Source organism: Granulicatella seriolae (genome assembly GCF_024543085.1).
GTDB lineage: Bacteria > Bacillota > Bacilli > Lactobacillales > Aerococcaceae > Granulicatella > Granulicatella seriolae.
This window is the reverse complement of the sequence record NZ_JANHNZ010000004.1, coordinates 91,104-116,846: the sequence shown is the minus strand read 5'-3', so window position 1 is coordinate 116,846 and position 25,743 is coordinate 91,104. Positions and strand designations below refer to the sequence as shown.

25 protein-coding genes and 1 other annotated feature are annotated in these 25,743 nt (G+C 38.5%); of the genes, 3 read left to right on the top strand and 22 right to left on the bottom strand.

Annotated features, from left to right (window positions below):
- Positions 1–46: 46 nt before the first annotated feature.
- Positions 47–721, bottom strand: a complete 675-nt coding sequence (locus tag NPA36_RS05695) for a YczE/YyaS/YitT family protein (protein ID WP_256945154.1) — start codon at positions 719–721, stop codon at positions 47–49.
- A 212-nt stretch (positions 722–933) separates the two neighbouring features.
- On the opposite strand from NPA36_RS05695, the gene NPA36_RS05690 reads away from it, so the two are divergent.
- On the top strand, positions 934–1,758 hold the full coding sequence (locus NPA36_RS05690) for a DUF6612 family protein (RefSeq protein WP_256945153.1): 825 nt from the start codon (positions 934–936) through the stop codon (positions 1,756–1,758).
- Between the two features lie 336 nt (positions 1,759–2,094).
- Here NPA36_RS05690 and NPA36_RS05685 read toward each other — a convergent pair whose 3' ends face one another.
- The 21 genes from NPA36_RS05685 to NPA36_RS05585 form a co-directional block, all read right to left on the bottom strand.
- Complete coding sequence (locus NPA36_RS05685) at positions 2,095–3,384, bottom strand: alkaline phosphatase family protein (RefSeq protein ID WP_256945152.1); 1,290 nt, start codon at positions 3,382–3,384, stop codon at positions 2,095–2,097.
- A gap of 57 nt (positions 3,385–3,441) precedes the next feature.
- Positions 3,442–5,385, bottom strand: a complete 1,944-nt coding sequence (gene thrS, locus NPA36_RS05680) for a threonine--tRNA ligase (protein WP_256945224.1) — start codon at positions 5,383–5,385, stop codon at positions 3,442–3,444.
- Positions 5,386–5,862: 477 nt separating this feature from the next.
- Entirely contained in the window at positions 5,863–6,078 is a 216-nt protein-coding gene (locus tag NPA36_RS05675; RefSeq protein WP_256945151.1) for a hypothetical protein, read from the bottom strand.
- Positions 6,079–6,198: 120 nt separating this feature from the next.
- Positions 6,199–7,128 carry a primosomal protein DnaI gene (gene dnaI / locus NPA36_RS05670; protein ID WP_256945150.1) on the bottom strand — a complete coding sequence of 310 codons (930 nt, stop codon included), beginning with the start codon at positions 7,126–7,128 and terminating at the stop codon, positions 6,199–6,201.
- Between the two features lie 17 nt (positions 7,129–7,145).
- The gene (locus NPA36_RS05665; protein ID WP_256945149.1) at positions 7,146–8,648 is read right to left on the bottom strand and encodes a replication initiation and membrane attachment family protein; all 1,503 of its coding nucleotides are present in this window, start codon (positions 8,646–8,648) and stop codon (positions 7,146–7,148) included.
- A 13-nt stretch (positions 8,649–8,661) separates the two neighbouring features.
- The gene (gene nrdR, locus NPA36_RS05660) at positions 8,662–9,132 is read right to left on the bottom strand and encodes a transcriptional regulator NrdR (protein ID WP_256945148.1); all 471 of its coding nucleotides are present in this window, start codon (positions 9,130–9,132) and stop codon (positions 8,662–8,664) included.
- A gap of 65 nt (positions 9,133–9,197) precedes the next feature.
- Positions 9,198–9,797, bottom strand: a complete 600-nt coding sequence (gene coaE / locus NPA36_RS05655; RefSeq protein ID WP_256945147.1) for a dephospho-CoA kinase — start codon at positions 9,795–9,797, stop codon at positions 9,198–9,200.
- Positions 9,798–9,819: 22 nt separating this feature from the next.
- Positions 9,820–10,650, bottom strand: coding sequence for a DNA-formamidopyrimidine glycosylase (mutM, locus tag NPA36_RS05650; RefSeq protein ID WP_256945146.1), 831 nt, complete (start codon positions 10,648–10,650; stop codon positions 9,820–9,822).
- A 28-nt stretch (positions 10,651–10,678) separates the two neighbouring features.
- Positions 10,679–13,330 (bottom strand): DNA polymerase I, encoded by a 2,652-nt coding sequence (gene polA, locus NPA36_RS05645; RefSeq protein WP_256945145.1) that lies wholly within the window; start codon positions 13,328–13,330, stop codon positions 10,679–10,681.
- Between the two features lie 385 nt (positions 13,331–13,715).
- The gene (locus NPA36_RS05640; RefSeq protein ID WP_256945144.1) at positions 13,716–14,441 is read right to left on the bottom strand and encodes an amino acid ABC transporter ATP-binding protein; all 726 of its coding nucleotides are present in this window, start codon (positions 14,439–14,441) and stop codon (positions 13,716–13,718) included.
- On the bottom strand, positions 14,434–15,075 hold the full coding sequence (locus tag NPA36_RS05635; protein WP_256945143.1) for an amino acid ABC transporter permease: 642 nt from the start codon (positions 15,073–15,075) through the stop codon (positions 14,434–14,436). Before NPA36_RS05635 ends, NPA36_RS05640 begins: the two co-directional genes overlap by 8 nt.
- Before the next feature lie 23 nt (positions 15,076–15,098).
- A complete protein-coding gene (locus NPA36_RS05630; protein ID WP_256945142.1) occupies positions 15,099–15,935 on the bottom strand; it encodes a transporter substrate-binding domain-containing protein in 837 nt (278 codons plus the stop codon).
- 158 nt (positions 15,936–16,093) lie between these two features.
- Positions 16,094–16,328: a binding site (T-box leader), on the bottom strand.
- A gap of 106 nt (positions 16,329–16,434) precedes the next feature.
- On the bottom strand, positions 16,435–17,766 hold the full coding sequence (murC, locus tag NPA36_RS05625) for a UDP-N-acetylmuramate--L-alanine ligase (RefSeq protein ID WP_256945141.1): 1,332 nt from the start codon (positions 17,764–17,766) through the stop codon (positions 16,435–16,437).
- Positions 17,759–18,658: a hypothetical protein gene (locus NPA36_RS05620; RefSeq protein ID WP_256945140.1), complete on the bottom strand. Its 900-nt coding sequence runs from the start codon at positions 18,656–18,658 to the stop codon at positions 17,759–17,761. The genes murC and NPA36_RS05620 overlap by 8 nt, the downstream gene beginning before the upstream one ends.
- A gap of 30 nt (positions 18,659–18,688) precedes the next feature.
- Positions 18,689–19,327: a YtpR family tRNA-binding protein gene (gene ytpR, locus NPA36_RS05615; protein WP_256945139.1), complete on the bottom strand. Its 639-nt coding sequence runs from the start codon at positions 19,325–19,327 to the stop codon at positions 18,689–18,691.
- A 30-nt stretch (positions 19,328–19,357) separates the two neighbouring features.
- Positions 19,358–20,455 carry a glutamyl aminopeptidase gene (pepA, locus tag NPA36_RS05610; protein WP_256945138.1) on the bottom strand — a complete coding sequence of 366 codons (1,098 nt, stop codon included), beginning with the start codon at positions 20,453–20,455 and terminating at the stop codon, positions 19,358–19,360.
- A 78-nt stretch (positions 20,456–20,533) separates the two neighbouring features.
- The gene (locus NPA36_RS05605) at positions 20,534–20,869 is read right to left on the bottom strand and encodes a hypothetical protein (RefSeq protein WP_256945137.1); all 336 of its coding nucleotides are present in this window, start codon (positions 20,867–20,869) and stop codon (positions 20,534–20,536) included.
- Between the two features lie 66 nt (positions 20,870–20,935).
- Positions 20,936–21,577: a tRNA (guanosine(46)-N7)-methyltransferase TrmB gene (gene trmB, locus NPA36_RS05600; RefSeq protein WP_256945136.1), complete on the bottom strand. Its 642-nt coding sequence runs from the start codon at positions 21,575–21,577 to the stop codon at positions 20,936–20,938.
- 33 nt (positions 21,578–21,610) lie between these two features.
- Positions 21,611–22,408: a phosphotransferase family protein gene (locus tag NPA36_RS05595; RefSeq protein WP_256945135.1), complete on the bottom strand. Its 798-nt coding sequence runs from the start codon at positions 22,406–22,408 to the stop codon at positions 21,611–21,613.
- 143 nt (positions 22,409–22,551) lie between these two features.
- Positions 22,552–23,790 (bottom strand): ABC transporter permease, encoded by a 1,239-nt coding sequence (locus tag NPA36_RS05590; protein ID WP_256945134.1) that lies wholly within the window; start codon positions 23,788–23,790, stop codon positions 22,552–22,554.
- Positions 23,783–24,526 carry an ABC transporter ATP-binding protein gene (locus NPA36_RS05585; RefSeq protein WP_256945133.1) on the bottom strand — a complete coding sequence of 248 codons (744 nt, stop codon included), beginning with the start codon at positions 24,524–24,526 and terminating at the stop codon, positions 23,783–23,785. The genes NPA36_RS05590 and NPA36_RS05585 overlap by 8 nt, the downstream gene beginning before the upstream one ends.
- 167 nt (positions 24,527–24,693) lie before the next feature.
- Between NPA36_RS05585 and NPA36_RS05580 the strand changes: the two genes are divergently transcribed.
- Positions 24,694–25,137, top strand: coding sequence for an HIT family protein (locus NPA36_RS05580; protein WP_256945132.1), 444 nt, complete (start codon positions 24,694–24,696; stop codon positions 25,135–25,137).
- Positions 25,137–25,592, top strand: coding sequence for a YtxH domain-containing protein (locus NPA36_RS05575; protein ID WP_256945131.1), 456 nt, complete (start codon positions 25,137–25,139; stop codon positions 25,590–25,592). Before NPA36_RS05580 ends, NPA36_RS05575 begins: the two co-directional genes overlap by 1 nt.
- The last annotated feature ends 151 nt before the right edge of the window (positions 25,593–25,743 follow it).

Genomic DNA, 25,743 nt, shown 5'->3' with positions numbered 1-25,743 from the left:
TTAGACTTTTCGCCCAACTCCCCTCAATTCTTTTCTATTCTCCCAATTACATATCCGTCAATTCCATTCGCCGAAATAGTGGTTTCATCCATTTCATAATAATCGTTACTACGGGGCCAAACAAAAGCATGGAGATAATCGTCCCCTCACGAACGGTTAAGGGAGTGTGCAGTAAAAAAGTCATTCCTAAAGATGCAGAAACACAAAAGACATCAAAAAATTGTCGAACTATACCAAATGTGTACTTGCTTTTTAACACGATACTCATAGAAAGCCCTTCTAATGGAAATGTGATTAAATCAATCAGCATAATAGCACTAATGGCAAAGCAAACAATAATCAACCCAAATAACATCATAGCTAGATTCATAAAATAATTGTCAATCTCAATCCCGCTAAATAGTCGATAAAGGATATAATTGACGACTATACCAATTAAAATGCTCAGAGGAATTTGGAGTAGATTTTTGATTTTAAATGATTTTTTCAGAATTAAAATCTGAAGTATGATACAGGTGATATTCATCATCATACCAACCGTTCCTACTTCGATACCTGTTAGTGATCCAATCGACATGGCCAGAGCATCCCAAGCACCAACCCCAATATCAGCTTCAATCATTAAGGATGCCCCTACCCCCGTTAGCAAAACACAGATAACTAAGGCAATGAAGCGTTTGGTTAAAAAAGATTTTTCAGCTGTCTTAACAGATTCTTGCATAGCTTCCCTCCTCAAATGTTTCTTAAAACTATTTTCATATCTATTATGCTCAATTATTGCTAAAGAAACAAGCTTCCTTCCTCAATCTAACAATTAAGTTTTTCAGTATCATGGAGGAAAGAGTTTACTTAGAGCTACTAAGAAAATGAAAAATAGTTTGATTTATGGTAAACTAATCTTATCAAATCCACTCACATTTAGGAGGTTATACCATGAATACGTTTAAAAAAGTAGGAATACTCTTCTCTGCCTTATTTATTTTAGCGGCCTGTAATAATAAGACTGGCACGGAAGGGTCGCAAACATCCTCAACTGCAGAAAGCCAAGAAACCACTTTATCTGCTGAACAAATCTTAAAAAATACGCAAGATGCAATGGCAAAAGTCAAAAACTATCAGATAGACATGAAAATATCGAGTTCTATTTTCGTTGTCGATAAACTTATTGATTTAGAGTCTAACTCTGTTAGTCAAGTCTTTTTGAACCCTTTATTAGTAAAGACCACTATTGCGCCTTCAAGTGAAAGTGGAAGTGTACAAGAAATGGTCCAATATGCGGACAGCCAGTTCTTCTATATCCCCAATTTAGAGACAGGTGGCTGGTACAAGTCGCCTATGGATAAAATCATTTCTAGTAATTCATACGATACGTTTTATGCGATGCTATCGAAACTCACTGACTTATCTTCCAAAATGATCACTAAAACTGAAGGGGCTAACTATTCCGTTAGCTTACATCTTGAAGGTGCAGATACTGAAGAATTCTCCAAATTAATTGATGGGGAATTTGCTAAATATGCTCCAAAATATACCTCTATTGACTTAGCATTTTTAATAGACAAAACGACTTTTTTACCAACGAGCACACGTAGCGAAATGGCCATTGACACATCAACTAATAGTTCAGAATCATCAACTGAATCTAGTAATGATGGCACTAAAGTTGTGACCGAACAGATCTACAGCAAGTTTAATCAAGTAGAACCATTCACTATTCCTGAAGAAACAAAAAATGCAGAACCACTTGAACAACAATAACCTACAAATTTTTAACTGGACTTAAAATGTTGAATATATTAAATGAAAAATTTTCTTTAACGATACGCTAATTATAAACAGTTTGGCCAGGAGTCCGAGTTATTACAAAAGAGTTTCTAAAAAAATGTACCAGAAATTACGGTGTAAAGCATAGCTATCTGAGTATCTGTAATCAACTAAAGTCAATTACAGATACTTAAACAGCAGCACCGTTTTGATTTCTGGTACATTTTTTAGAAACTCTTTTGTAATTTGGAAATAGATTGTTATTCTTTGCAGACTTTTTGCTACCATTTTTCTATTGATTAAAGAAGTTTCGTTAAGACATTTATTGAATCATTCAAACGATACCGAACTTCCGTCTCGATGAGGAAATTCAATTCCCAACAAAGTAGCAATTGTCGGAGCAATATCGACCATTTTAATTGGGCCAATGTTGCCTCTGCGTATAATTGCTGGCCCACTTAGAACAAAACCGCATTGATAATTTTCCTTATCTGGATGGTAGCCGTGGTCGCCACTTAGCAGCTGTTGAGATTCAAGGTCTTCCATCAACTGCCCCGTTTCAGATACTGCATCTGAAAAAGCTACACCAGATATACCTTCAATCATATAAGAAATATTAGGACTAATTGAATAGGAATCTAACTGTTCTCTATTAAAAATCGCCTCAATCTCCTCTGAAAAGTCTACCCTTAAAGCTGACAACAATTCTTCAATTTCTTTCTGATTTGGTGAATTATTTTGATCAACATGTAAATAGGCAGCTCCTCCACTCGATTGAAAATAGAGCGGCGATTGCTTTTTCCCACTGATATAATCATCTTTAATCCAGCCTTTTTCATAGAGATATTGATTGAGAAATATTCTTTTCTTTATAGTAAATTGACCGTGATCGCCTAAAACCATAAAGCTTGTTTGGTCACCCAATCCCAACTCTTGAACTGTAGTCACAATCCGACCAATTCGCTGATCCATCTCTTGATAAACATGTTCTAAAGACTCATGCTCAATCCCCACATCATGCTTAAGGTCGTCCAATTCAATCAAATGGGACAAAAGTAAATTTGGCTTCTTACGTCTAATCGTATCTACTGCCATATTTGTTGTAAAGTCATCTAATTGTGGCTGCTTAGCTCCAGAAAGGTGACGACCATATTTAATAGCCATATTTAAACAGAATAAGGGACTGCCATTTTTCAAAATTTTGGTGACTTGGTTTTCGCCTGGAAGAGCAATAATCTCTGGAAAATTGTAATTCGTCTTAGCACCACCTGATACTGGCCACATGAGGCTAGCCGTTTTTAAACCAGCCTCCTTTGCCATATCGTAAATGGTGCTTGCTTGGATAGCGGAGCGGTACCAGTGCCAAGCTTGTTGTTTGTAATCTACAAATGGTTGAAACGGATAGTTGTGAATAATCCCATGTTTGTCAGGGTATAGACCCGTTACCATGGTTGTATGAACCACATAAGTCATACTGGGGTACACACTAGATAATTGGGTAGAGTATATTCCATTTTCAATTAGTTTAGCGAGATTGGGATAGTGTTTGGCTTTTTCAAAGTCTAATTGACTAAACGAATCATAGGAAATGACAATTACATGCGCTTGTTTGTTAACCATAGTCCCATCTACACTCCTTCCAAAGCTAAGCTTTAACTGTAACAACTTCACACAAGCTTAGTCTTCAACTGGGCGACTAAACCCTTTGATTTCTTTTTGAACTTTTTCGATATAGTCTGCAATAGCCATTGTTTTCATTGCTTTTGAGCCATAACGGCGAACGGTAACTGTTCCTTCTTCCACTTCTTTGTCACCAATGACTAATTGGAATGGAATTTTTTGTGTTTGAGATGCACGAATCTTGTAGCCCATTTTTTCGTTACGGTCATCAATTTCAACTCTCATGCCCAATGCAGCAAGACGTTCTTTTAACTCACGCGCCTTATCATAGTGGTGTTCGATACTTACAGGAATGATAGTCGCTTGAACCGGTGCCAACCATGTTGGAAATGCTCCCTTGTACTCTTCAATCAAGTAAGCTACAAAACGTTCTGCTGTCGAAACAACCCCTCTATGGATAACCACTGGACGATGGCTATTTTCACCATCTTCTCCAACATAGGTTAAGTCAAATCGTTCTGGCAATAAGAAATCTAATTGAATGGTTGACATAGTCTCTTCCATGCCAAGGGCTGTCTTGAATTGAACGTCTAACTTAGGACCATAAAAAGCAGCTTCTCCGATAGCTTCAAAGTAGTCTAAGCCCATATCATCCATGGCTTCTTTTAACATGGCTTCCGCTTTGTTCCACATAGCATCATCGTCGAAATATTTTTCTTTGTCTTCAGGGTCACGGTAACTCAACCGGAAACGGTAGTCAGTGATATTAAAATCAGCGTAAACTGCTTGAACCAATTCAAGAACTCGTTTAAATTCATCCTTGATTTGGTCAGGACGAACAAAGATATGTGCATCATTTAAAGTCATTTCACGGACACGTTGCAAACCGGATAGAGCTCCTGATTTTTCATAGCGGTGCATCATACCTAGTTCTGCAATCCGAATTGGCAACTCACGGTAACTATGGATGTCATTTTTATAGACCATCATGTGGTGTGGGCAGTTCATTGGGCGAAGCACCAACATTTCCCCATCCCCCATATCCATCGGTGGAAACATGTCTTCTTGGTAATGAGCCCAGTGTCCAGATGTCTTATATAGATTAACATCGGCCATGATTGGTGTATAAACATGTTCATAGCCAAGGCTGACTTCCTTGTCCACGATATAGCGGTCGATAATACGACGAATGGTAGCTCCTTTTGGCAACCAGAAAGGCAAGCCAGAGCCCACTTCTTGAGAGATCATAAATAGGTCAAGTTCTTTCCCTAACTTGCGGTGGTCACGTTCTTTTGCTTCCTCACGCATCTTAAGGAATTCTTTTAACTCCGCCTTGTCAAAGAAAGCTGTTCCGTATACCCGTTGCATCATTTTGTTGTCAGAATTCCCACGCCAATATGCTCCTGCTAAAGATAACAGTTTGAAAATTTGAATCCGACCAGTTGAAGGTACATGAACGCCACGACATAAATCTGTAAAATCTCCTTGTTGGTAGACGGTAATCACTTCATCTTCAGGTAAGGCAGAAATCAATTCGACTTTGTAAGGGTCTTGTGCAAAAAAGTCTAGTGCTTCTTGACGAGAGATTTCCTTTCGCACAATAGGAATATTTTCCTTCACAATCTTCATCATTTCTGCTTCAACTAAAGGTAGTTGTTCTTCCGTTAATTGGTTTTCCATATCAGTATCGTAGTAAAAACCACTTTCAATCGCTGGTCCCACACCAAAATGGATCCCTGGGAAAAGTCTGGTTAGAGCGTGAGCCAGCAAATGAGCTGACGAATGACGTAGAATTCCCAACGCCTCTTGATGGTCAGGCGTAACTATTTCCAAAGAACCATCCTCTTCAAGTGGTTTAGTAAAATCTACCAATTCTTGGTTAAACTTTCCGGCTAAGGCTTTCTTGGCTAAGCCCTTACTAATACTTTCTGCTACCTCTTTGACAGTTGTTCCTTTTGAATACTCTTTGACAGCACCATCAGGAAATGTAATATGAATCATTGACATCATTATTCCTCCTCGAAATATATAATCATCAATCAGAAAAAAACAAAAATCCCATACCTTATCGAAATTTCAATAAGATATGGGACGTTAATTTGAACGTGGTTCCACCCAAGTTTACAAGGTTACCCTTGCCTTAAACGCGTAACGTGCAGGGACGATCATCCTTACTCCTAACTTCCTATAAGGTATAGTTGTTAGTTTTCAGATAATATTCAAAAGTGGTTAGGACTAAGCTTGCCAGAGCGTTTCACCATACCGCCCCTCTCTACCAAACAAGTTATCAGCCTCTTGTCTTTTTCATCATGATGGATTATTAAGTTAACCTTATTTAACCACTCACGCCAATGAAATGCAAGAAAAATGTGAAAATCCTTTTGAAGGAGAAAATGGATATTAAAAAATGGTTTTGAGTTATAAAAAATTAATGAGGTGCAAAAATAGCACTTATAATCTGGTCTAGTTAATAAGCTCTTATGGTAGTTTACTGAAGAATTCTACCTCTGAATCTTCTTCAATTATATCCTGCGTATGAATTAAAAAGGAGTATCTATCACTTATTGGAATTCCTTTCACTTCGTAAAACGTATTATTTATTTTAGCGTATCCGTGTAACATGTTATCCGGTATGGGTTCTGAAGTAACTAAAACCCTGCCTTTCGGGGGGTTAAAAACTTGTTCAATTTTCATATTTCAATTTTTCCTCCTGATTTTTAGGTTTTCCTTTGTTTTTTGGTTCTAGTGATAAGAAATTATGGAGACTGCAAAAACCTAAAACTAAAAAATCTCTTCAGCAATTTCCTTAACACCCTAATTTCTCCGGTTCTCGCCATCCAAATAGACTTCCGTGCTTAAAAACTTAATCCGCTCAATAATGCGTTTTGCCTTCAACCCCTCATCCTCTCCACGTTGAGATATCCGAAGATGTTCTTCTAATTCAGCAATGGTAAAATTCGACGAGAAGAAAGTAGGTAGTTCTTGTTGCATACGGTATTGTAGAATGACACCTAAAATCTCATCTCGGAACCATGACGAACTGGACTCTGCCCCAATATCATCCAGAATAAGAATTGGAGCTTTCTTAATGGCATCTAATTTATCTGAAAGGCCCCCCTCTCCAATCGCATTTTTCATCTCAGAACTTAGGGATGGTACATGAACCAAGGTAGTTATAAGCCCATTTTGTGCCAATTCATTAGCAATAGCACCTAGCAAATAGGTCTTGCCCACGCCAAATGGACCCACGATGTAAATCCCTTTGTGGAATTTTTTTGGTTCTGACACGTGTGCTTCAATAAAGTTAAGAGCCAATCCAACAACTTCCTCGCGCTTGGCAGTAACCGCTAATTCAGAAAAACGTGCTTGTTGAATATTTTTTGGCATATTCATGGCTTGAACACGACTGCGTAATTCACGTTCTTTTTTCTGCTGCAAGTAAGCTTCAGTTGGTTTATAGATAACATCAACAAAGCCAACATTAATCACCAAGACAGGCTCCATACCAGGACTTTTAACTTCTTGACCATTTTTCCGAGCATCTCTTTCAAGAATAAATTCATTGAATTTTGCATAACTTTTTTCAATCATTTCTTTCGTTAGTTGATGGGAATGCAAGTCAATAAAGGTTTGAATATCTTTATCATTCATCGTTTTTTCGATAATCTCTTGATATCTTTTCTGATGTTCCGGGTCTTTTAAGAATTGCTGAAATTGGTTCTTGACAGTATTTAGCTTATCCATTCTTTCTCCTCCTCTCTTTAATCATTTCCACTGGTTTCTCGGCCAGTTTTTAAACGCTGAATTCGTTCTTGCATTCGTTTATATTCTGCGTCATCTAAAGGTTTTTCCACCGTTTTATTTTCAGATTTAGCCCACTCTGGCACGACTTCTACTCGAACCGGTTTTCTCTGGTTACTATAAGTTCCCTTTTGATAGCCAGCTGTCTGCTTCATTCTTTGCTCTTTTTCCTTATGTTGCACAGACTCCCTCATTTTTAAAGAAGCGATAGCATCTTGAGCTGTTACAATTTTCTTTTGGGCCCAATCGTTTGCGATGGTATCTGCTAAATTCTTTGTGATATTAGCGTTATTTTGCATAACCAAAAGATAGTAGACAAGTATATTGACTACTGGTGCGGGTAATTTACTAATTTCCAAAAGGTCTCTTATGGTTCGTTGTTCGTGGTTAGCTACGAAACCACCTTTTTGTTCCTTGATATCACTCGTGAATTGATAGGGATTGAACTTTTCAGCTGCTTCAATAAGTCGTTCTTCCACACTGGTTTGGGCTTTGGTTGAGTCTAGATGAATTCCATCTTTAGTCGGCTTGTTTGCCACTGTTGCTCTTAGTGTTTCTGCTTCGTTGAAATTTTTCGCTTGGATTTCTTCTTGATGCTTTTCTCTTTCTTTGCCTAGTTTAACTTGTTTTTTCTGCATTTCTTGCATAGACTCCACAACAGAATTTTTGAGCACTGTTAAATTTATTTCCCTTTGTACTGTATCCGTAGCATGAACAATATATGGAACCAAATCTTGTTCACTGAGCCCATAATAGCTATGAAGGGTTCTTATTGTCACTTTTACTTGCTCCGTTAAGGCATCTTGTGGCACAAATCGGCTAGATAGTAGACTCTTTAAGTAGTCCCAATCAAAATTAGCATTGTCTCCTATAGGAATGGTAGTTTCCTTCCCTGACACCATCACTTGATTAGAAGAATCCATCTTTTGGCTATAAGATGACACGTTAAAAGGAGCTTGATAGACTTCTTCAAATGGTTTGGTGATGTCAACCGGCGCTTCTTTTTCATCCACGGGTTTAAGGTAGGCAAACCTTCTTTGTAATTGCATAAAACGTGTTCGATTCACTCGGTCCATGAGTAAAGTTGCCATAAGTGGATCTTTGAAAAAAAGATTCGGGGATAGTGGCGCAAGTAATTCTAAGCGATAGGAGGCATAATCCTCTACCTTAGTAGAGGCAAATGTCTTCAAGAGCCCGATGCCTTCCAACCTTGTACGAGCCTGATAAAATTCTTTAATACCAACATCCAAAGTAGCCAACAAATCCATTAGAGCAAAGCTATCACTATGAAAGGTTTGTGGACTAATTTCATAAAATAAACTTAAATAAAGGTTAGTTGCTGTTCCCCCAATAAAAGGTTGATAGAGTTGAACCAAACTTTGTAAGTGCAAATTAGAAATCCACGAAGGCTGCCAGACCTGAATTTGATCTCTTGGTTTTAAGGTGCTCCAATTAAATTCCATCTAGCCAACCTCCCTATTTTTTTGATATATCAATTTGTGAAGACATTCTTTCTAATTCCTTGATAAACATTGTACGGTCAGTAAATTGACGATAAACGCTAGCAAAACGAATATAAGCCACATCATCAATTTTAGCCAGTTGGTCCATCACTAATTCACCAATTAAAGAGCTAGAAATTTCATTGTCTCCTGTTTGTCGTAATTCATTTTCTACATGGTTAACGACTTCTTCTAGTTGGCTAAGGGCAATAGGACGTTTTTCGGCTGAACGAACTAAGCCATTAAGAAGTTTTTCACGGCTGAACTCTTCTCGATTTCCATTTCGTTTAACAACTAATAATGGTGCTCTTTCTAATCTTTCAAATGTCGTAAAACGAAACTGACATGATTCGCACTCCCGACGACGACGAATTGCTCTACCTTCATCTGCAGGGCGACTGTCTACTACTCTGGAGCCGTTGTATTGGCACTTAGGACATTGCATAAGCTTGCTCCTTTTCTAAATTTATTGTCATAAAGGCTTTCTTATCGATTTTATAGTTCATTATATCATTGTCTATAGTTCTTTTCTATCAGCCATTTATGAACTTGTTCTTGTGTATGGGAGATGGATTGACTGTTATCAATAACAACCGTTGCCATGGGCAGTTTATCCTCAATTGACATCTGTGAAGCAATACGGTCTTTGACTTCTACATCCGTCAAATGATCTCTTTCTTTTAAACGTTGCGCTTGTAAGCTTTGTGGGATATAGACCAGCAGAATTTCATGACACATCTCTTGGTAACCCGCTTCAAACAAGAGTGGAATATCCAAGAAAACTTGTTTTAAACCACTCTGTTCAGCTTGGCCTATCTGACGTATCATTTCTTGTCGGATTAAAGGGTGTAAGATATCGTTAACCGTATATCTAGCTAGAGAATCTGAAAAGAGCATTCTTCCAAGGTACTTTCTGTTTAATTCTTTTTCCTTGGTCAGAATTTGACTGCCGAATGCCTCCACCAGTTTTTCAAGTCCTTCTTGTCCTGGTTCAACAACTTGTCTAGCTATCAAATCAGCATCAATTACGGTCATCCCCTCTTGCCGTAAATAGTTGGCAACAGTTGATTTACCACTTGCTATACCACCTGTTAGACCAATAATCTCCATATCCGTCTCCCTCTTTCTTCATCTATCTTAGAACTTGACAAACTGGGCAAAAATGAGTTCCTCTCTGGGCTACCTTTATCTTTTGAATAGGCGTACCACAAACAACACAGGCTTGGTCCGTTTGACCATAGACCAATAACGCTTGCTGAAATGTCCCCTCTTCGCCAAGGGTATTCTTATAGGTGCGAATGGTCGATCCACCCGCTTCAACTGCTTGTCCAAGTACAGCAATAATTTGATCATGCAAGACTTGGATCTCATCTTCTGATAAGTTATCTGTCATTCTTAAAGGGTGAATTTTTGACCGAAACAAGACCTCGTCCACATAAATATTTCCCAATCCAGCCACTAAACTTTGGTCTAGTAAGGTAGGTTTAATGGCACGATGACGCTTTTTTAGTTGTAAGGAAAATTCCTCCACTTGAAAACACTGTGGCAACGGTTCTGGTCCCAAATTTAAGGCTTTGATAGCATCCTTGGCCATAGCCACAGGAACTAAGGTCATTCTTCCAAACTTTCTCACATCCAAATACCTTAAATCTCTCCCATCATGCAGATGGAAGACAACATGGGTATGCTTCTCAATTACTTGGTCAGATGGACACACCTTATATTTACCTTCCATTCGTAAATGCGAAATCATTGCCCAATGATCCATCAAGAATATGAGATACTTGCCTCTTCTTTCAATGGCATGAATTGTTTCTCCATATAAATTGTCACAAAATTTTTGACTAGAAAATGGTGGTGTAATAATTTTATCCCAAAAAACTTCTACACCGGTGATGGTTGACGGTACGATTAACTGAGTCAAGCCTCGTCGCACCGTTTCCACTTCTGGTAATTCTGGCATCGTAACACCTCTTTATAAAATTAACTAATTATTTTGCTTCAAACCAACTTGGTCCGGCATTTCCATCCACTTTTAAAGGAATTGATAAAGTGACTGCATCTTCCATAATAGTTGTAATTAATTCTTCCATTTCAGCTAATTCGTCATTTGGTACTTCAAAGATCAATTCATCGTGAACCTGTAGTAGCATATTAGACTTCAGTTTTCGTTCTCTCAGTGCTTCATCAACATGTAGCATGGCAATCTTAAGGATATCCGCTGCCGATCCTTGAATTGGTGAATTCATAGCCGTACGTTCTGCAAACGAGCGAATATTAAAGTTGCTTGAATGCAAGTCAGGTAAATACCGTCGACGATGGAAGAGCGTTTCAACAAATCCATCCTTTTTCCCCTGAGCAACAATGTCCGTCATATATTGCTTAACACCTGGGAATTCTTGGAAATAGCGGTCAATAAATTCTTTAGCTGCAAACCGACTAATATTTAAATTCTGAGATAGACCATAATCACTAATCCCATAAACAATCCCAAAGTTAACCGCTTTGGCCTGACGTCTCATTTCACTTGTCACTAAACTAGCATCTTTAATATCAAAAACACGCATAGCTGTTGTCGTATGAATATCCTGTCCTTTATTAAACGCTTCAATTAGGTGAGCATCCTGAGAAATATGTGCGAGTACCCGTAATTCAATTTGTGAATAGTCAACGGCTAAAATAGACCAATCATCAGCTTGCGGTAAGAAAGCATAGCGAATCTTACGACCTTCTTCAGTTCGGATAGGAATATTTTGTAAGTTAGGGTCAATGGAACTAAGTCGACCAGTTTGGGTTAGCGTTTGAACATAACGAGTATGAATCTTTCCGTCTTCTAAAATATAGGCTAATAAGCCTTCAATATAGGTTGATTTTAGCTTAGCCAACTGACGGTATTCTAGAATAGATTTCACGATTGGTGCTTGATCTGCTAGCTTTTCTAGAACATCTACAGCCGTTGAGTAACCGGTTTTGGTCTTTTTGATAACTGGCAATTTCATCTCGTCAAACAAGATGACCCCTAATTGTTTTGGCGAATTAATATTGAAGGTTTGTCCAGCTTCTTGATAAATCCTTGCTTCAATTTCCGCCAAACGTTCATTGAGGTCCAGACCCATTTCCTTCAAACGGTCGGCATCAACTCGAATTCCTTGAATTTCCATTCTTGCCAAGACATCTGCCAAAGGTAATTCCATGGTTTGATAAAGATCTTTTTGATCAAATTTTTCTAAATCATCTAGCAAGATTTGGCCTAATAGAGAAAGAGCTTCGACTTTAGAGGCTAGATGTTGGTAGAACTCTTCTATAACTTCAGGAATCTGAATCTTAGCACCTTTTCCGTAGATAATCTCATCCATTTGAACAGAGCCAACATGTTTTTTGTTGGCAATATCTGATAGGTCTTTAATAGAATCATTAGTATCATGTAGATAAGCCAGCAAGGAAATATCATAGGCAATCCCTTTTGGATAAATCTGGTAGGCATTCAGTAATACAGTAGCCGTTTTGCTGTCGAAAACTGATTTCTGAATCGTCGGATTTTCCACCCATTCCTTAAATGCTGCTGATGTTAATAAGCTATCTACCTGACTAATGTATACCTTGTCACGGTTGCCCCATGCCACTCCCACAATTTTAGCTACATGATAATTTTCCGTTAGGATTTCTAAATGAAATGTATCGGCAGTCTCAAAATGCTTTGGTTCTACTTTTTCAACGACTTCAAACTGCACCAAATTTTCTTTAGAAGTAGTCGGACCATGTCCATCCTTAACCAACTCGGTTTGGAATTGGTTAAAATTCATTTCTTTATAGAAGGCCATCAATGCCTCAGGATTTTTACCCTTGTAGACGGTATCATTAATAGAAATATCTATTGGCGAATCCCTATCAATTCTTGCTAAAGTTTTGCTAAGAAAAGCTTTTTCTTTGTCATTTTCAAGATTTTCTTTCAGTTTGCTCTTTTTCATGTCATCGATATGATCATAAATTCCCTCAACAGAACCAAATTCATGCAACAGTTTAAGAGCTGTTTTTTCACCCACCTTGGTTACACCAGGATAGTTATCAGAACTATCTCCCATTAAACCTTTCATATCAATAATTTGATCAGGTGTGATGCCAAATTTTTCTTCAATGACTTGTGGTGTAAAGCTAACCAGATCACTAACGCCTTTTGAAGTGATTTCTACACGAACATGGTCATTGGCCAACTGGATTAAGTCTCGGTCTCCCGACAAGACAACCACATCAAATTCATCGGAATCTACCTGATGAGCCATAGTTCCAATAATGTCATCCGCTTCGTAGTTAACTAGTTGGTAGTGACTGGCTCCAAAGGCATCCAACATAACATTGAAATAGGGCATCTGTTCACGAAATTCTGATGGTGCATTTTGCCTTCCGCCCTTGTACTCACTATACATTTCCGTTCTAAAAGTCGTCTTTCCCGCATCCCAAGCAACTAAAACGTGGGTCGGTTTCTCAATATCTAAGATGGTATTAAACATACGATGAAAGGAAAACAAGGCATTGGTATGTAACCCATTTTGATTGGTAAATGAATCTAAATTTAAGATGGAATAAAATGCCCTAAACGCTAGACTACTTCCGTCTACTAATAATAATTTTTTCTTTTCCGCCACAATGGCACCCCTATTCTAACGTAATCGTCTTTTCTATCCTAGTGTATCAAATTATCCAAAGAATAGAAAATATGATGCAAAATTTTTCGGTAAAGACTAGTCGAAAACCCTCTGACAAATAATAATTATAGCTAAATCACAAAAGAGTTTTGTGAAAAAACTTATCAGAAATGAGAACGGTAGCTATATTTTAAGACAAAGGTGAGCCTTGGTCTCACTGGCATAGCTGACTACGTGGCTGTAATCGGCGAAAGCGCCAAACATCCACGGTACGCCAGCTATGCTTTACACCGTTATTTCTGATAAATTTTTCGCAAAACTCTTTTGTGGTTTAGAAAGAGATATTATTCTTTCCAATCCCTTTAATAACACTACTAAAATTGACTTAAGACAAAACCTTGGATAAAAAATCCTTGGTTCTATCCATTTGTGGATTAGAAAGTACTGCTTCCGGACTGCCTTCTTCCACAATAACGCCATCATCCATAAATAATAAACGACTCCCCACTTCACGAGCAAAGCCCATTTCGTGAGTTACAACGACCATGGTCATTCCATTCAAAGCCAGGTCCTTCATAACAGCCAATACTTCACCAACCATTTCTGGATCAAGGGCAGAGGTCGGTTCATCGAAAAGAAGGACATCTGGTTCCATAGCCAAAGAGCGCGCAATAGCAATCCGCTGCTTTTGCCCACCAGACAAGGAATTAGGATAAACATCCGCCTTGTCAACTAAGCCCATCTTTTCTAAAAGTTCCAGACCGAATTGCTGGGCTTCTTCTTTCGACTTGCCTTTTAAGTTAATTGGTCCAATAGTCAGATTTTCCATAACCGTTAAATGCGGAAACAGATTAAAGTGTTGAAAGACCATTCCCATAGACTGTCTAACCTTATCTAGATTCACCTTTTGAGCTGTAATCAATTGCTTTTTAAAAAATATTTGTCCAGAAGTTGGAGTTTCTAATAAATTTAAACAACGAAGGAAAGTTGATTTTCCGGAACCTGAAGGGCCGATAACAACCAATACTTCCCCTTCAGCCACCGTCTGGTTAATGCCCTTCAAAACTTCCTTTTTACCAAATGATTTTTTCAAGTTTTTAACATCAATCACTTTCTTTCAACTTCCTTTCCACTATGTTCATAAAGAAGGAGACCGTCGTTGTCATCATATAATAGATGGCAGCTGCAATCAACAAGGGTGGGAAAACCGAGAATGTTGCTCCTCTTACCGTATCAGAACTAAACATGAGATCTTTGATACCAATAAAGGAAACAATGGACGTTTCCTTTATTAATGTCGCAAACTCATTCCCGATTGCTGGCAGGATATTCTTGAAAGCTTGCGGAAAAATAATTTTTCTCATTGCCATTGCTTTTGGCATACCAATAGACCTTGCTGCTTCAAATTGCCCTTTATCCACTGATTGGATACCACTACGGATGATTTCAGCGACATAAGCGACCGTGTTTACCCCAATTGCCATGACCCCAGACATAAAATCCGACAAATTGAAAAATGTTGAAAGGCCAAAGTAAACAATATAAAGCTGAACCAAAAGAGGCGTCCCTCGAATAATATCGATATATACCTTTGCCAAAAAGCTGAGAATCTTATTACTAGAGATTCTCATCAGCGCTAATAAAGTTCCAAAAACCAAACCTATAATCACTGAACAAAGAGATAGCAATAAAGTGTTTTTAGCCCCTTCCAAAAATAAAGGCCAATATTGCGACAGTATATCCATCTTTCTTACTCCTCACTTGTTTCTTATTGTTCTGACATTAATTCTGTATTTTTAACCATAAATTTGTCTAATTGACCACTTGAAGCCAATTCATCAAGTACGGCTTGGATTTCAGCTAGGAAAGCTTCATTATTTTTTTGCACTGCAACAGCTGAACCAGATTTTTCTGCTGGTGTTGCAAAAGGTGCAACCATCAATGTATCATCAGCTTTAATAAACTCTTCAGCCACAACTTTATCCATCACAACGGCATCAACTTTATTTTGTTGCAAGGCTAAGATTAAGGTATTGTTTTTCGGTTGAGAAATCACTTCCGCTTTAGGCAGATTTTTTATGGCAATTTCTTCTTGAACTGTTCCTTTTTGAGCCCCAACTTTAGCCCCGTCTAAACTTTCGAAAGTAGTGTATTTTGAAGCATCACTCTTACGAATTACTGCAATAATGTCCGTTTCATAATACACTTTAGAAAAATCTACTTCCTTCGCACGTTCTTCAGTAGGATTCATTCCAGCAATAGCCATATCAATCTTACCTGTTTTGACAGCTGCTACAAGAGAGCCAAATTCCATTTCCTTAACTTCCAACTTAACTCCTAATTTTTCAGCGATAGCATTTGAAATATCGATGTCATAGCCAACAACTGTATCCTTGCCATCTTTGACTAAGTGCCATTCAAATGGAGGGTAATCTGCAGATGTCCCAATAACAAGTGTGCCTTTTTCTTTAATCTGGTTCAAGACTGGTGACGTTGATTGTTCAGCTGAAGAAGTTTCCTTTGATGTATTGGCACCACATGCTACCAATAGAATTGCTGCCATGGTAATTACTGTATTCATAATGCCTTTTTTTGTCATTTTCATTGTTATTCCTCCAATTATGTTTTATTTTCTTTAGTCGTTCTAAGTCTATAAATGAGTTTCCAGAATGGTGTCAGTCACATAAGTTAGCTAAGCTTCTGTGAAGCGCGTTCGGGTTCCCTCGATAATAAAAAACTCCCGTCTCTTATAATCAACCGATTATAAGAGACGGGAGTTTGCCCGTGGTACCACTCTATTTCGACGGAGAGACCTGATCCATAGACCACTCTCTCGATCCTCTCATTTGTTAACACATTGACTGCGAAGATGGCTACTATTACTTCCCCACCTTGTCTCAAAAGTGCGTTTCAATCAAGTACTGAAGGATGAGCTTCCACTCTGTCTCATCTCGCTGTCAACAGCTACCTAATCTACTCTCTTTATCATAGACTTGTATATGAACTTATTAAGGAGTATAACCGCAAAAAAAACTCATGTCAAGATTTTTATTAATCTTTCATGAGTTTTTTCAATAGATTTTCAATTCTTTCACTCTTTGTCCTTAGTTTTGGGTAGGCATGGTTTCGCTTAAAAGTCTTTCGTAGGCGAATTCAAATTTTTGAACATCGCCTGCACCCATAAAGATTATCACTGCATCCTTGAATTTCAAAAGTGGTGATAAGTTATCCAGTTGCAAGACAATTGCTTCTTTGTCCACCAAATCAGCTAAATCTTGGATGGAAACTTCCCCTTTTTGTTCACGAACAGATGCAAAGATATCACATAAGAACACTTCATCAGCCAATGACAAGACTTGAGCGAAATCACTCATCAAGGCAATCGTCCGAGTAAAGGTATGTGGTTGAAAAACAGCCACAATTTGCTTGTCTGGATATTTTTGTCTAGCCGCATCTAACGTTGCACGAATTTCAGAAGGATGGTGGGCATAGTCATCGATAATAGTAATATCTCCAACTTTCTTTTCAGAGAAACGACGTTTAACTCCAGAAAAAGTTGCCAAATGTTGGCTAAGTTGTTCTGGGTCAAGTTCATTTAAGGCATAGAAAGCAATAATCGCCAAGGCGTTCAGAATATTGTGCGTACCAAAGGTTGGAATATCAAAACGCCCAAAGAATTGACCATCAACATAGGCATCAAAATGGCTTCCTTTCGTATCTCGAGTAATATTTTTTGCTATAACATCGTTGTCTTCATTGATACCGTAATAGGTAACTGGAACATCAGCCTCTAAAGCTCTCAAACGCTCATCATCACCACAAGCAATGATTCCCTTTTTCACCTGACGGCCAAATGATTCAAAAGCATTTTGAACATCATCAATATCCGTATAATAATCAGGATGATCAAAATCAATGTTGGTCATGATGGCATAATCAGGTTTATAGGCCATAAAATGACGTTTGTACTCACATGCTTCCAAAACAAAATATTCTGAAGCTTCTACACCAAAACCAGTCCCGTCACCAATCAAATAACTTGTTGGCTCCATTGCACTGAGAACATGTGCCAGTAAACCAGTCGTACTAGTTTTACCATGAGAACCTGTAATCGCCACACTCTTATAGCCATCTAAGAGTTTACCTAAAAACTTGTGATACCGAATAATTGGGATGCCTAGTTCTCTAGCTGCAACTAATTCTTCATGACTATCCGGAAATGCGTTTCCTGCAATAATCGTCAATCCCTCGTGAATATTTTCAGCAGAAAAAGGCATAATTGGAATGTGTGCTTCTTCTAAACCTTTTTGTGTAAAGAAGTAAGTGGCTAAGTCAGACCCTTGAACCTTATATCCTTCTCCGTGTAAAACTAAGGCTAGAGCACTCATGCCAGATCCTTTTATTCCAGTAAAATGATAGGTTGTTTCCTTATTCATGGTTATCCTCCATCGAGTTCTTATTGAGCTCTTTTTGTTTTTTTTCTAAAAAAGGTACCGAGTGTGTCGGTTTACTAATTTCGCTTTGGTATGGCAACAAATCCGATTCGCCTTTTTCTTGTTCCATTATCCAAGACAAAGAACGGTTCATTGCCCGTCTTTGTTTACCTGGCAAAGGATTCAATTGCGTTAATAACTCTTCACTTTGTTTGGTTGGAATCTCTTGTAAAAGGGATTCTTGAATACTAGCCTGTTCTTGACTCGGTCTTTCAATATATTTTTCGTTAGTTACACGACCTGATTTAGTTCGCTTTCGATGGCGCTTTGAGCTTGTTACTCTGGCGATCTGAGGAATTTCGTCTAAGGCTAATAAAGAATCCTCTTGAGACTCAAAAAGTAGGAGATCCGAGTCCTCTTTTCTTAAACTTGTCACAAGTCTTTCGTAGGAGATAGCATTGGTATCCTTAGCTGACAAATCCAATCCCTTTAAAGCAGATGGAACTGTCGTCGGCGTAAATGGACGACTTCTAGAATAGTATAAATAATCATTCCAATCATTACGCCGATTTTTTTGAGCTTGCGTTTCACTACTTAATTGTCTAAAACTTGGAAAAACATTGGTCTGCTCTTCTTGTCCGTGTAGGTTATCTTTTATTTGGTGATCTCCTTGGTGCAAGAAAGGTATATCTTCATGTTCTGAAAAAGATAAAGATTGACCAACTTTAGGAATAGGCTCCGAAACACCTGTAGGGCCTTCAGTCTTCTGATCCCCCTTCTTTTCATCTTTCCTATAGAGGTAGTTGGGAAAACTTGGAATCGAAGATTTTTCAGTTTTTGTTTCTTTTTGAGTTTGATTGGCAAAACTTCTCCACTTATTTTGATTGTCTGTCATAGCTTTCCCCTTCCCTCCTGTCAGAATTTTTTATTGAAAAGTAGCATAGATTTCTTTTGTAAATGGTGCCCCAACAGGTGCTGCTTCTCCTAAAACAAGAATACCTTTTTTCTGATTGTTAGTATCAATTCCTAATTCACGAGCTGAGCACAACATACCGAAACTATCAAGACCACGTAATTGACCTAGCCAGATAATGGCTCCATTTGGCATAACCGTTCCCGGACTTGCCACAACAACTTTTTGTCCCGCTTTAACATTTGATGCTCCGCAAACAATCTGAAGAACCTGATCTTCTGAGATTCTAGTTTGTGTAATACTAAGATGATCTGAATCTGGGTGCGGCTGGCAAGCTTCTACATAACCAACTACCAAGGCAGCTTTTGGAGTCAAATCTAGATGACTTGTATCAAATTCAGCTTGCTTCACTAGATTCAGCACTTTATTTTGTTCTTGAGGACTAAGTTCAAAGCTTCCTAGCCTATCCCCCAAGTCAAGATATTTAGAAATATTTGCCAGATTATATCCAATAACTTGACCAGTATCCGTTTGCGAAACTTGAGTAATATCTCCAACAGTCTTAATACTTACATTATAACGGTCAGTCGTTCCTGATGATAATAATAGGGTATCACCAATACCTTTTTTGTTATAAAAACTAATCCACATGTATGAATAAACTCCTTATGATTGTTATTTTTATAAAATATCTCGTTTATAGCTTCCACCTAAAATGGTTTCAACAGTTGTTTGGTCTAAGGCTTTAATGGTTTGAACCAGCATTTCTTTAGCAGCTGCATAATCCTTAATGGAGAACATGGTTTGATGGGTGTGAATGTAACGTGCACAAACCCCAATCACTGCACTTGGAATACCGTTGTTGCCTAAATGAGCCGCACCAGCATCCGTTCCACCTTGAGAAACAAAATATTGATAAGGAATCTTATGGGTACTAGCCGTATCCAAGATAAATTCTTTCATTCTAGGCAGGGTAATCATAGATGGGTCTTGAATGCGCAGTAAAAATCCTTGGTCCAAGTGACCGAATGTATCTTTTTCTTTGCCAATATCATTGGCAGCTGAACAGTCCACCGCAAAGAATAGGTCTGGTTGGAATTGATGGACAGCTGGTCTAGTACCTCTTAAACCAACTTCTTCCTGTACATTCGCCCCAGCAATTAAAGTGTTGGGCAAGTCTGTTCCTTTTAGCTCTTCTAAAGCTTCCAACATGACTGTACAGCCATAACGATTATCCCAAGCTTTAGAAATAATGCGCTCCTTATTGGCCGTCCAAATAGTTTCCACCTGAGGCACAATTGGATCTCCGGGTCTCACACCATAGTCTAATGCCTCTTGACGAGAAGTAAAACCAGCATCAAATAGAATATCAGTGACCTTAATGGTTGGCTTATTAGCCCCATCTCCTCTTAAAAGATGAGGTGGTACTGAAGAAGAAATACATGGGTAATCCCCCTGATTTGTTTGCAAAGTAAATCGTTGGGCAGACACCACATAAGGGTTCCAACCACCTAATGGTTGAATCGTTAAAAGACCATTTTCCTTGATTTGAGCAACCATAAAGCCCACTTCATCCATATGGGCTGCCACCATAATTCTTGGCGCTTGACTATCTTTATTTTCTCTAATTCCAAAGATTCCTCCAAGGCCATCCATCTGAATTTGGTCAACTAAGGGTGTCATCTTTTCGCGGAGATAGTCACGGACATTGCGTTCAAAACCGCTTGTAGCTTGTAGTTCGGTTAATTCTTTAATGAGTTTATAAGTATTTTCTTCCATCCAATGCGAGGTTGCCCTCTTCCCCCTTTAATAGCCGCCATAAATGAGTAAAAGCTGGACAGTATCCAGCTCCTATTGTCAGGCTAATTCATATAAGTCTAGTAATGCCCCTGATTTTGCATCAGCGATAAATTCGTATTGTACTAATCTATCGTCTTCTTTACGGGTCACTCCGCCAAAATAGACCAACTGCTCTTGTTCATAGCGGTCGATAATCACTGGCTCAAGTTCAATCCATGAGCCTTCAATTGGACCAGAAACTAAAAACAACTTTTTAACATTGCTTAAGATGGTATCGCCATTGACGGTTTTTTTATCATAAAAATAAGCTGATGCCAATCCTCCTAGGACAACACCAATGCCAAAGGTGACCCCAGCGACTACTTGATTGAGGTTCATTCGTCTAAAATTCATTTTGTCTCCTCCATTCCTTGGCTCCCTGTTTTATAGGTCTAGTATAGCAATTCCAAGCACAAAAGCCTAGTTTGCAAACTTCACTTCCACTCGGTAGATAGGGTGTCCTTTAGCAGAAAATTTTTCTTCGTATTCTGTCCGAACATTATCGCTTTCATCCTCAGCATGCAAATCTAAGCAAACTTCTTGCAGAATCATGCCAAACTGAGAAAAACTGACCAAGGAATACTCGAACAAGCCCCTATTATCGGTCTTGAAGCACAGACTACCTTTTGGCTTAATGACTACTTGATAGGCTGTTAAAAACTCTTCATGAGTTAATCGACGTTTGGCATGCTTTTTCTTTGGCCAAGGATCTGAAAAGTTTAAATATATCTGGTCAACCTCATTCTCTTCGAAATAATCTGTTACCTGCCCACCGTTAATGTGTAACAACTGCAAATTAGGAATGTTAGCTTCAATCGCTTTATCCAGCGCCACAACAATCACACTAGCTTGTAGCTCAATACCGATATAATTAATATCCGGATGTTTTTTAGCCATTTCGCTAACAAATCGGCCCTTTCCAGAACCGATTTCGATATGAATAGGATTATTATTGCCGAATCGTTGGTGCCATTTTCCTTTCCAATCACTTGGATTGTTGACCACTAAGTGTGGGTTTTCTGCTATCTTATCTAATGCCCAAGGCTTGTTTCTTAGTCTCACTGCTGTTCTCCTTGTATAAGTGATAATTCTTTATCACTCTTCTTTTTGAATACGATTCTCAAAAATCGATTTTACTAATAATATTTTTTCATTCATTTCGTAATATCTGCCATCGAAATGGTTTTTCTTAATTAGAAACAGGCAATTCATTAGGCTGTACCATTCAATTCGTTGATAAATATTAGTGGAAATGTGCACACCATATAAATCCAGCCAGTCTCCCCATTGATGAACGGGTACATACTGAACTAAAATCATGGTTAGGTCTGAGATTGGGTCTGCTAGTTTCACCATTTCCCAGTCAACCAGATATAAACGTCCTTGGTCTGACCACATAAAGTTACGGCGATTTAAGTCGCCATGACAGACGGTTTTTCCACTCTCGTTAATCAAATACATAGTATCTCTTAGGTAATCTAAAACTTGATTGAGAAAACTATGTGTTTGCAAGCCCGATTGGAGATTGGTCAGATAGTCTTGAATGAAGTTTTCTGGATTGTAGTCTTCTCCTTGAACTCGTTGCAACATGTGCAAGAGTGTTGGAGACTGATGAATTTGTTTCAGTAGCGTTGCCACTTCAACATTGGACATCTCTTCATCCGTTAAGGAGCGACCATTTAGCCATTCTTGAGCTGTGATGACGTCCCCATTGCCAGCACGTTTGGTCCAGATTAACCGTGGCGTAATGCCTTCTCCTGAAAGCGCGGCTAAAAAAGGTGAAGAGTTTCTTTTTAAAAAAACTTTCTCCTTTTCGCGTGTTCCCATATATGCTTGGCCAGTATCGCCACCTATTGGATGCAATTGCCATCCTGAATCCATTTTATAGTCCATCTACTTCATCCCTATGACCTTTTTTTGCTTGCTGGTTACTCATTATTGGTTATTTATTGATAAAAAATTGACTTCTTGAATGAAACTGTACCCTTTATTTTAAGTTGAATAATAAGCCTCGTCAAGCCTTCTTGATGATTTGACTAATGATTGTAATATTGCCCCTGCTTACGAAAGCGGTATTTCAAATAGAGTTGAATGAACAAGATTAGAACAACTGCACAAATAACAGCTCCTACAAGAACTAGTACGCTTTGATGTAGAAACAAATTCCATAGACTTAAGAACACGATTTGAATCAAAGAAAGCTTTATTAGTATGGTTTGCAAGGCCTGTAAAAGCTCGTCTTGGCTCAAGCCATATTGTCTGACCATAATGCTTTCTTGGTAATGATTGCCTAGACTTGCCAATTGGAAGTAGGTCATCAAAAGTAAGGCAATCTGAACTGCTAGTCCTAAACCATTTAATGGGAGAACAAAAGACAGCAGACCAGCTAGCACTAGCATCTGAACATAATAAGTGACATAGTGGGCATTTCTGACAAAGGCGCGTGCAAATAAATAGTTGTATGTCTTAGCTTGCTTACCAGATAGAAATCTAACCAGTCCGTCTAAGCTTTTGCGACGTTTAGCAGCCGCCTTATTGAGAGCTGGTACATCAACAAACAAGGAAAACAGTTGAAAGACTCTTTGTTGTCTTTGCTCTTCTTGGGAAATGAGGTAATCCCAGCGATAAGCTCTCATGCTAGTCAAATATGTTTTTTGCAACCAAAAATTTAGAATGAGAATGAGAGGTAGGATAAGTAAAGCCCAAACTGAATCAACAGAAAACAAGGACAAGGCAATACATATAAAACTCGCCAAATAGAGTCCAAGCTCCAAACCCCTTTTGTTTTTCACATCATAAACAAACATGGCTTCTTGCAAGGTAAAATCTAGTCCCTTCAAAGCAAAAAGATTTAGTCCCATAGGAAGCATATTCCAAATACTAATTTGCTTAGTCTCTACTAATAAGGGAAAGATAGCCCCTAAAAATACCAGCTGACAAGCCAAAGGAAATACCCAACTGTAATATTTAGCAGACCTAAAATATGGTTTCCACTCTTCTTCCAAAACACCCCAAAATTGACTATCGGCTTCCTTTAAGAAAGTTGCAATCTTGCCAACAAAGGGTAATAGAGCCCCTATAGCACTAATGATGACCATTAAAACTGAAGTAAGCTGGTTCACAGTTTTTATCCATTCGGCATAATAATAGGCAAGAGCACCTAACAAAAATAAGGCTACCAAAATAAAATGGTCATTCATAACATAGCGCAGATAGGATTGAATCTTTTTGTGATAAGCCCGACTTCGTTTGGACCATAAGTCTAATTTATTCACTAGCCTCATCCTCACTTGTTAGCTGAAAGTATATTTCTTCTAGAGTTAAAGAGTCACCATTGGCGTACTCCAAACGCAGTTCGTCTAAGCTACCCTCTGCCTTAACTTTTCCCTCATGCAAGACCACAAAACTATCACAAAAACGTTCAGCAGTATCTAAAACATGGGTAGACATCAAAATAGCAGCACCAGTCGCTTTCTTTTCCTCCAAGCAGTTCAACAAGGTTCTAATTCCCAAAGGATCCAAGCCTAAAAATGGTTCATCCACCACATACAAAGGCAAATCTAACATCAAGGCACAAACAATCAAAACTTTTTGTTTCATCCCTTTGGAAAAATAGGCTGGAAACCAATCCAATTGATTGCTCAAACGAAACTTGTCAACTAATTCTAGCCCCCGGTCCATAGTTTCTTTATTGTTTTGCCCATAAGCAATAGCTGTCACTTCTAAATGCTCACGCAAGGTCAATTCCTCATATAGGGTTGGCGACTCTGGTATGACGCCAACAGACTGACGGTAGGCTTTTGGATTATCACTAATTTGTTTGCCATCTAAAGTCACCTTACCTGACATTGGTGTTAGTAGCCCTGTAATGACTTTAATGGTTGTGCTTTTACCAGCACCATTTAATCCGATGAGTCCACAAATCTCACCGGGATTTACTCGAAAAGAAATATCATGTAAGACAGGAATTTTAGTGTATCCTGCCCTTAAATTGCTTACTTCAATGGTCATAAGTTACCTCCACATCATTTTCGCTTAAGAGCACACTTGTCCTCATAGCGAACTAAGCTATATTATAGCAAAAAACTAGCAAGAATGCTTTAGCCTTTCCACTTTCTGTACCATTTATGGTAAAGTTATCTTAGCTAAATTATTTTACAGAAATGAGGTCACAGACTATGACAGAAAACAAAGCAGATTGTATCTTTTGTAAAATTATCAATAAAGAAATTCCTTCCCACAAGGTCTATGAGGACGACAAGGTATACGCATTCCTAGATATTTCTCAAGTGACACCAGGGCATACCTTACTGGTTCCTAAAAAACATGTAGCAAACATCTTTGAGTATGACCAAGAATTAGCTGCTGATGTGTTTAGCCTACTACCCAAATTATCTAGAGCCATTTTGGAAAGCAATCCCGCGATTGAAGGCATTAACATTCTCAATAATAATGGTTCTCTAGCTTATCAATCCGTCTTCCACTCCCACATCCATCTAATTCCGCGTTATACCAAAGAAGATGGCTTTGGGTTGAAATGGGAAACGCACTACGACGACTATAGCCCAGATGAGTTAGGTCAGTTGGCAAAAACTATTGCTGAGAAAGTTGAGGAAGATTAATGGCTAAATTTTTTAGAGGACTATTGACCGGAAGCCTGATTGGCGGACTAGGAACGCTCTTGTTTACACCACGTTCAGGCAAAGAAAATCGTCAAATGATTGAGGATTATGTAACTGGTATCACCGAATCTGCTGAAGACCTGTCCAAAAACGTTGGGAGGCTCCAAGGCACTCTTGAAGTCATTGCAACACAAGGCTTGGATTTGGTGACACAAGTATCACAAGAAATTTCAGAAAGTCTGGCCCACTTCCAACAAGAAAATCAGCCCCGCATCGACCGGGTTGAAAGAGCCAGCAAAAAGTTAGAAGAAGATATTCTTACTGAGAAGGAAAAGATTGAAAAGACTTTGGAAGGTCTGCCTATATTCGATGACAAACCAGGTGTTACTATTAGTCAAGAAACATTTGAAAAGAATCGCATTGACGGGGCTGGGCAAAAAGTCCATAATGACTAATAGTTAATTTTTATGCACAAAAGAGTTTCCTGAACTTTTTACCCCGCCCCTGTATGAATAAAGAGTTACACCCCACCCCACTTTAACAGTAAAGCATATAGCTAACTGTTAAAGTGGGGTGTGCTGTAACTCTCTTGTTTTCTTATCTCAT

What these genes read in the sequence shown, in the direction of transcription:
- coaE (WP_256945147.1), bottom strand. Translation starts at nt 9,797, where the DNA reads ATGGAGATTATTGGTCTAACAGGTGGTATAGCAAGTGGTAAATCAACT.
- NPA36_RS05690 (WP_256945153.1), top strand. Translation starts at nt 934, where the DNA reads ATGAATACGTTTAAAAAAGTAGGAATACTCTTCTCTGCCTTATTTATT.
- thrS (WP_256945224.1), bottom strand. Translation starts at nt 5,385, where the DNA reads ATGATTCATATTACATTTCCTGATGGTGCTGTCAAAGAGTATTCAAAA.
- NPA36_RS05630 (WP_256945142.1), bottom strand. Translation starts at nt 15,935, where the DNA reads ATGAAAATGACAAAAAAAGGCATTATGAATACAGTAATTACCATGGCA.
- NPA36_RS05595 (WP_256945135.1), bottom strand. Translation starts at nt 22,408, where the DNA reads ATGGACTATAAAATGGATTCAGGATGGCAATTGCATCCAATAGGTGGC.
- NPA36_RS05635 (WP_256945143.1), bottom strand. Translation starts at nt 15,075, where the DNA reads ATGGATATACTGTCGCAATATTGGCCTTTATTTTTGGAAGGGGCTAAA.
- ytpR (WP_256945139.1), bottom strand. Translation starts at nt 19,327, where the DNA reads ATGTGGATTAGTTTTTATAACAAAAAAGGTATTGGTGATACCCTATTA.
- NPA36_RS05665 (WP_256945149.1), bottom strand. Translation starts at nt 8,648, where the DNA reads ATGGAATTTAATTGGAGCACCTTAAAACCAAGAGATCAAATTCAGGTC.
- NPA36_RS05575 (WP_256945131.1), top strand. Translation starts at nt 25,137, where the DNA reads ATGGCTAAATTTTTTAGAGGACTATTGACCGGAAGCCTGATTGGCGGA.
- NPA36_RS05580 (WP_256945132.1), top strand. Translation starts at nt 24,694, where the DNA reads ATGACAGAAAACAAAGCAGATTGTATCTTTTGTAAAATTATCAATAAA.
- NPA36_RS05605 (WP_256945137.1), bottom strand. Translation starts at nt 20,869, where the DNA reads ATGAATTTTAGACGAATGAACCTCAATCAAGTAGTCGCTGGGGTCACC.
- NPA36_RS05675 (WP_256945151.1), bottom strand. Translation starts at nt 6,078, where the DNA reads ATGAAAATTGAACAAGTTTTTAACCCCCCGAAAGGCAGGGTTTTAGTT.
- dnaI (WP_256945150.1), bottom strand. Translation starts at nt 7,128, where the DNA reads ATGGATAAGCTAAATACTGTCAAGAACCAATTTCAGCAATTCTTAAAA.
- NPA36_RS05585 (WP_256945133.1), bottom strand. Translation starts at nt 24,526, where the DNA reads ATGACCATTGAAGTAAGCAATTTAAGGGCAGGATACACTAAAATTCCT.
- murC (WP_256945141.1), bottom strand. Translation starts at nt 17,766, where the DNA reads ATGAATAAGGAAACAACCTATCATTTTACTGGAATAAAAGGATCTGGC.
- mutM (WP_256945146.1), bottom strand. Translation starts at nt 10,650, where the DNA reads ATGCCAGAATTACCAGAAGTGGAAACGGTGCGACGAGGCTTGACTCAG.
- nrdR (WP_256945148.1), bottom strand. Translation starts at nt 9,132, where the DNA reads ATGCAATGTCCTAAGTGCCAATACAACGGCTCCAGAGTAGTAGACAGT.
- NPA36_RS05695 (WP_256945154.1), bottom strand. Translation starts at nt 721, where the DNA reads ATGCAAGAATCTGTTAAGACAGCTGAAAAATCTTTTTTAACCAAACGC.
- NPA36_RS05620 (WP_256945140.1), bottom strand. Translation starts at nt 18,658, where the DNA reads ATGACAGACAATCAAAATAAGTGGAGAAGTTTTGCCAATCAAACTCAA.
- NPA36_RS05685 (WP_256945152.1), bottom strand. Translation starts at nt 3,384, where the DNA reads ATGGTTAACAAACAAGCGCATGTAATTGTCATTTCCTATGATTCGTTT.
- pepA (WP_256945138.1), bottom strand. Translation starts at nt 20,455, where the DNA reads ATGGAAGAAAATACTTATAAACTCATTAAAGAATTAACCGAACTACAA.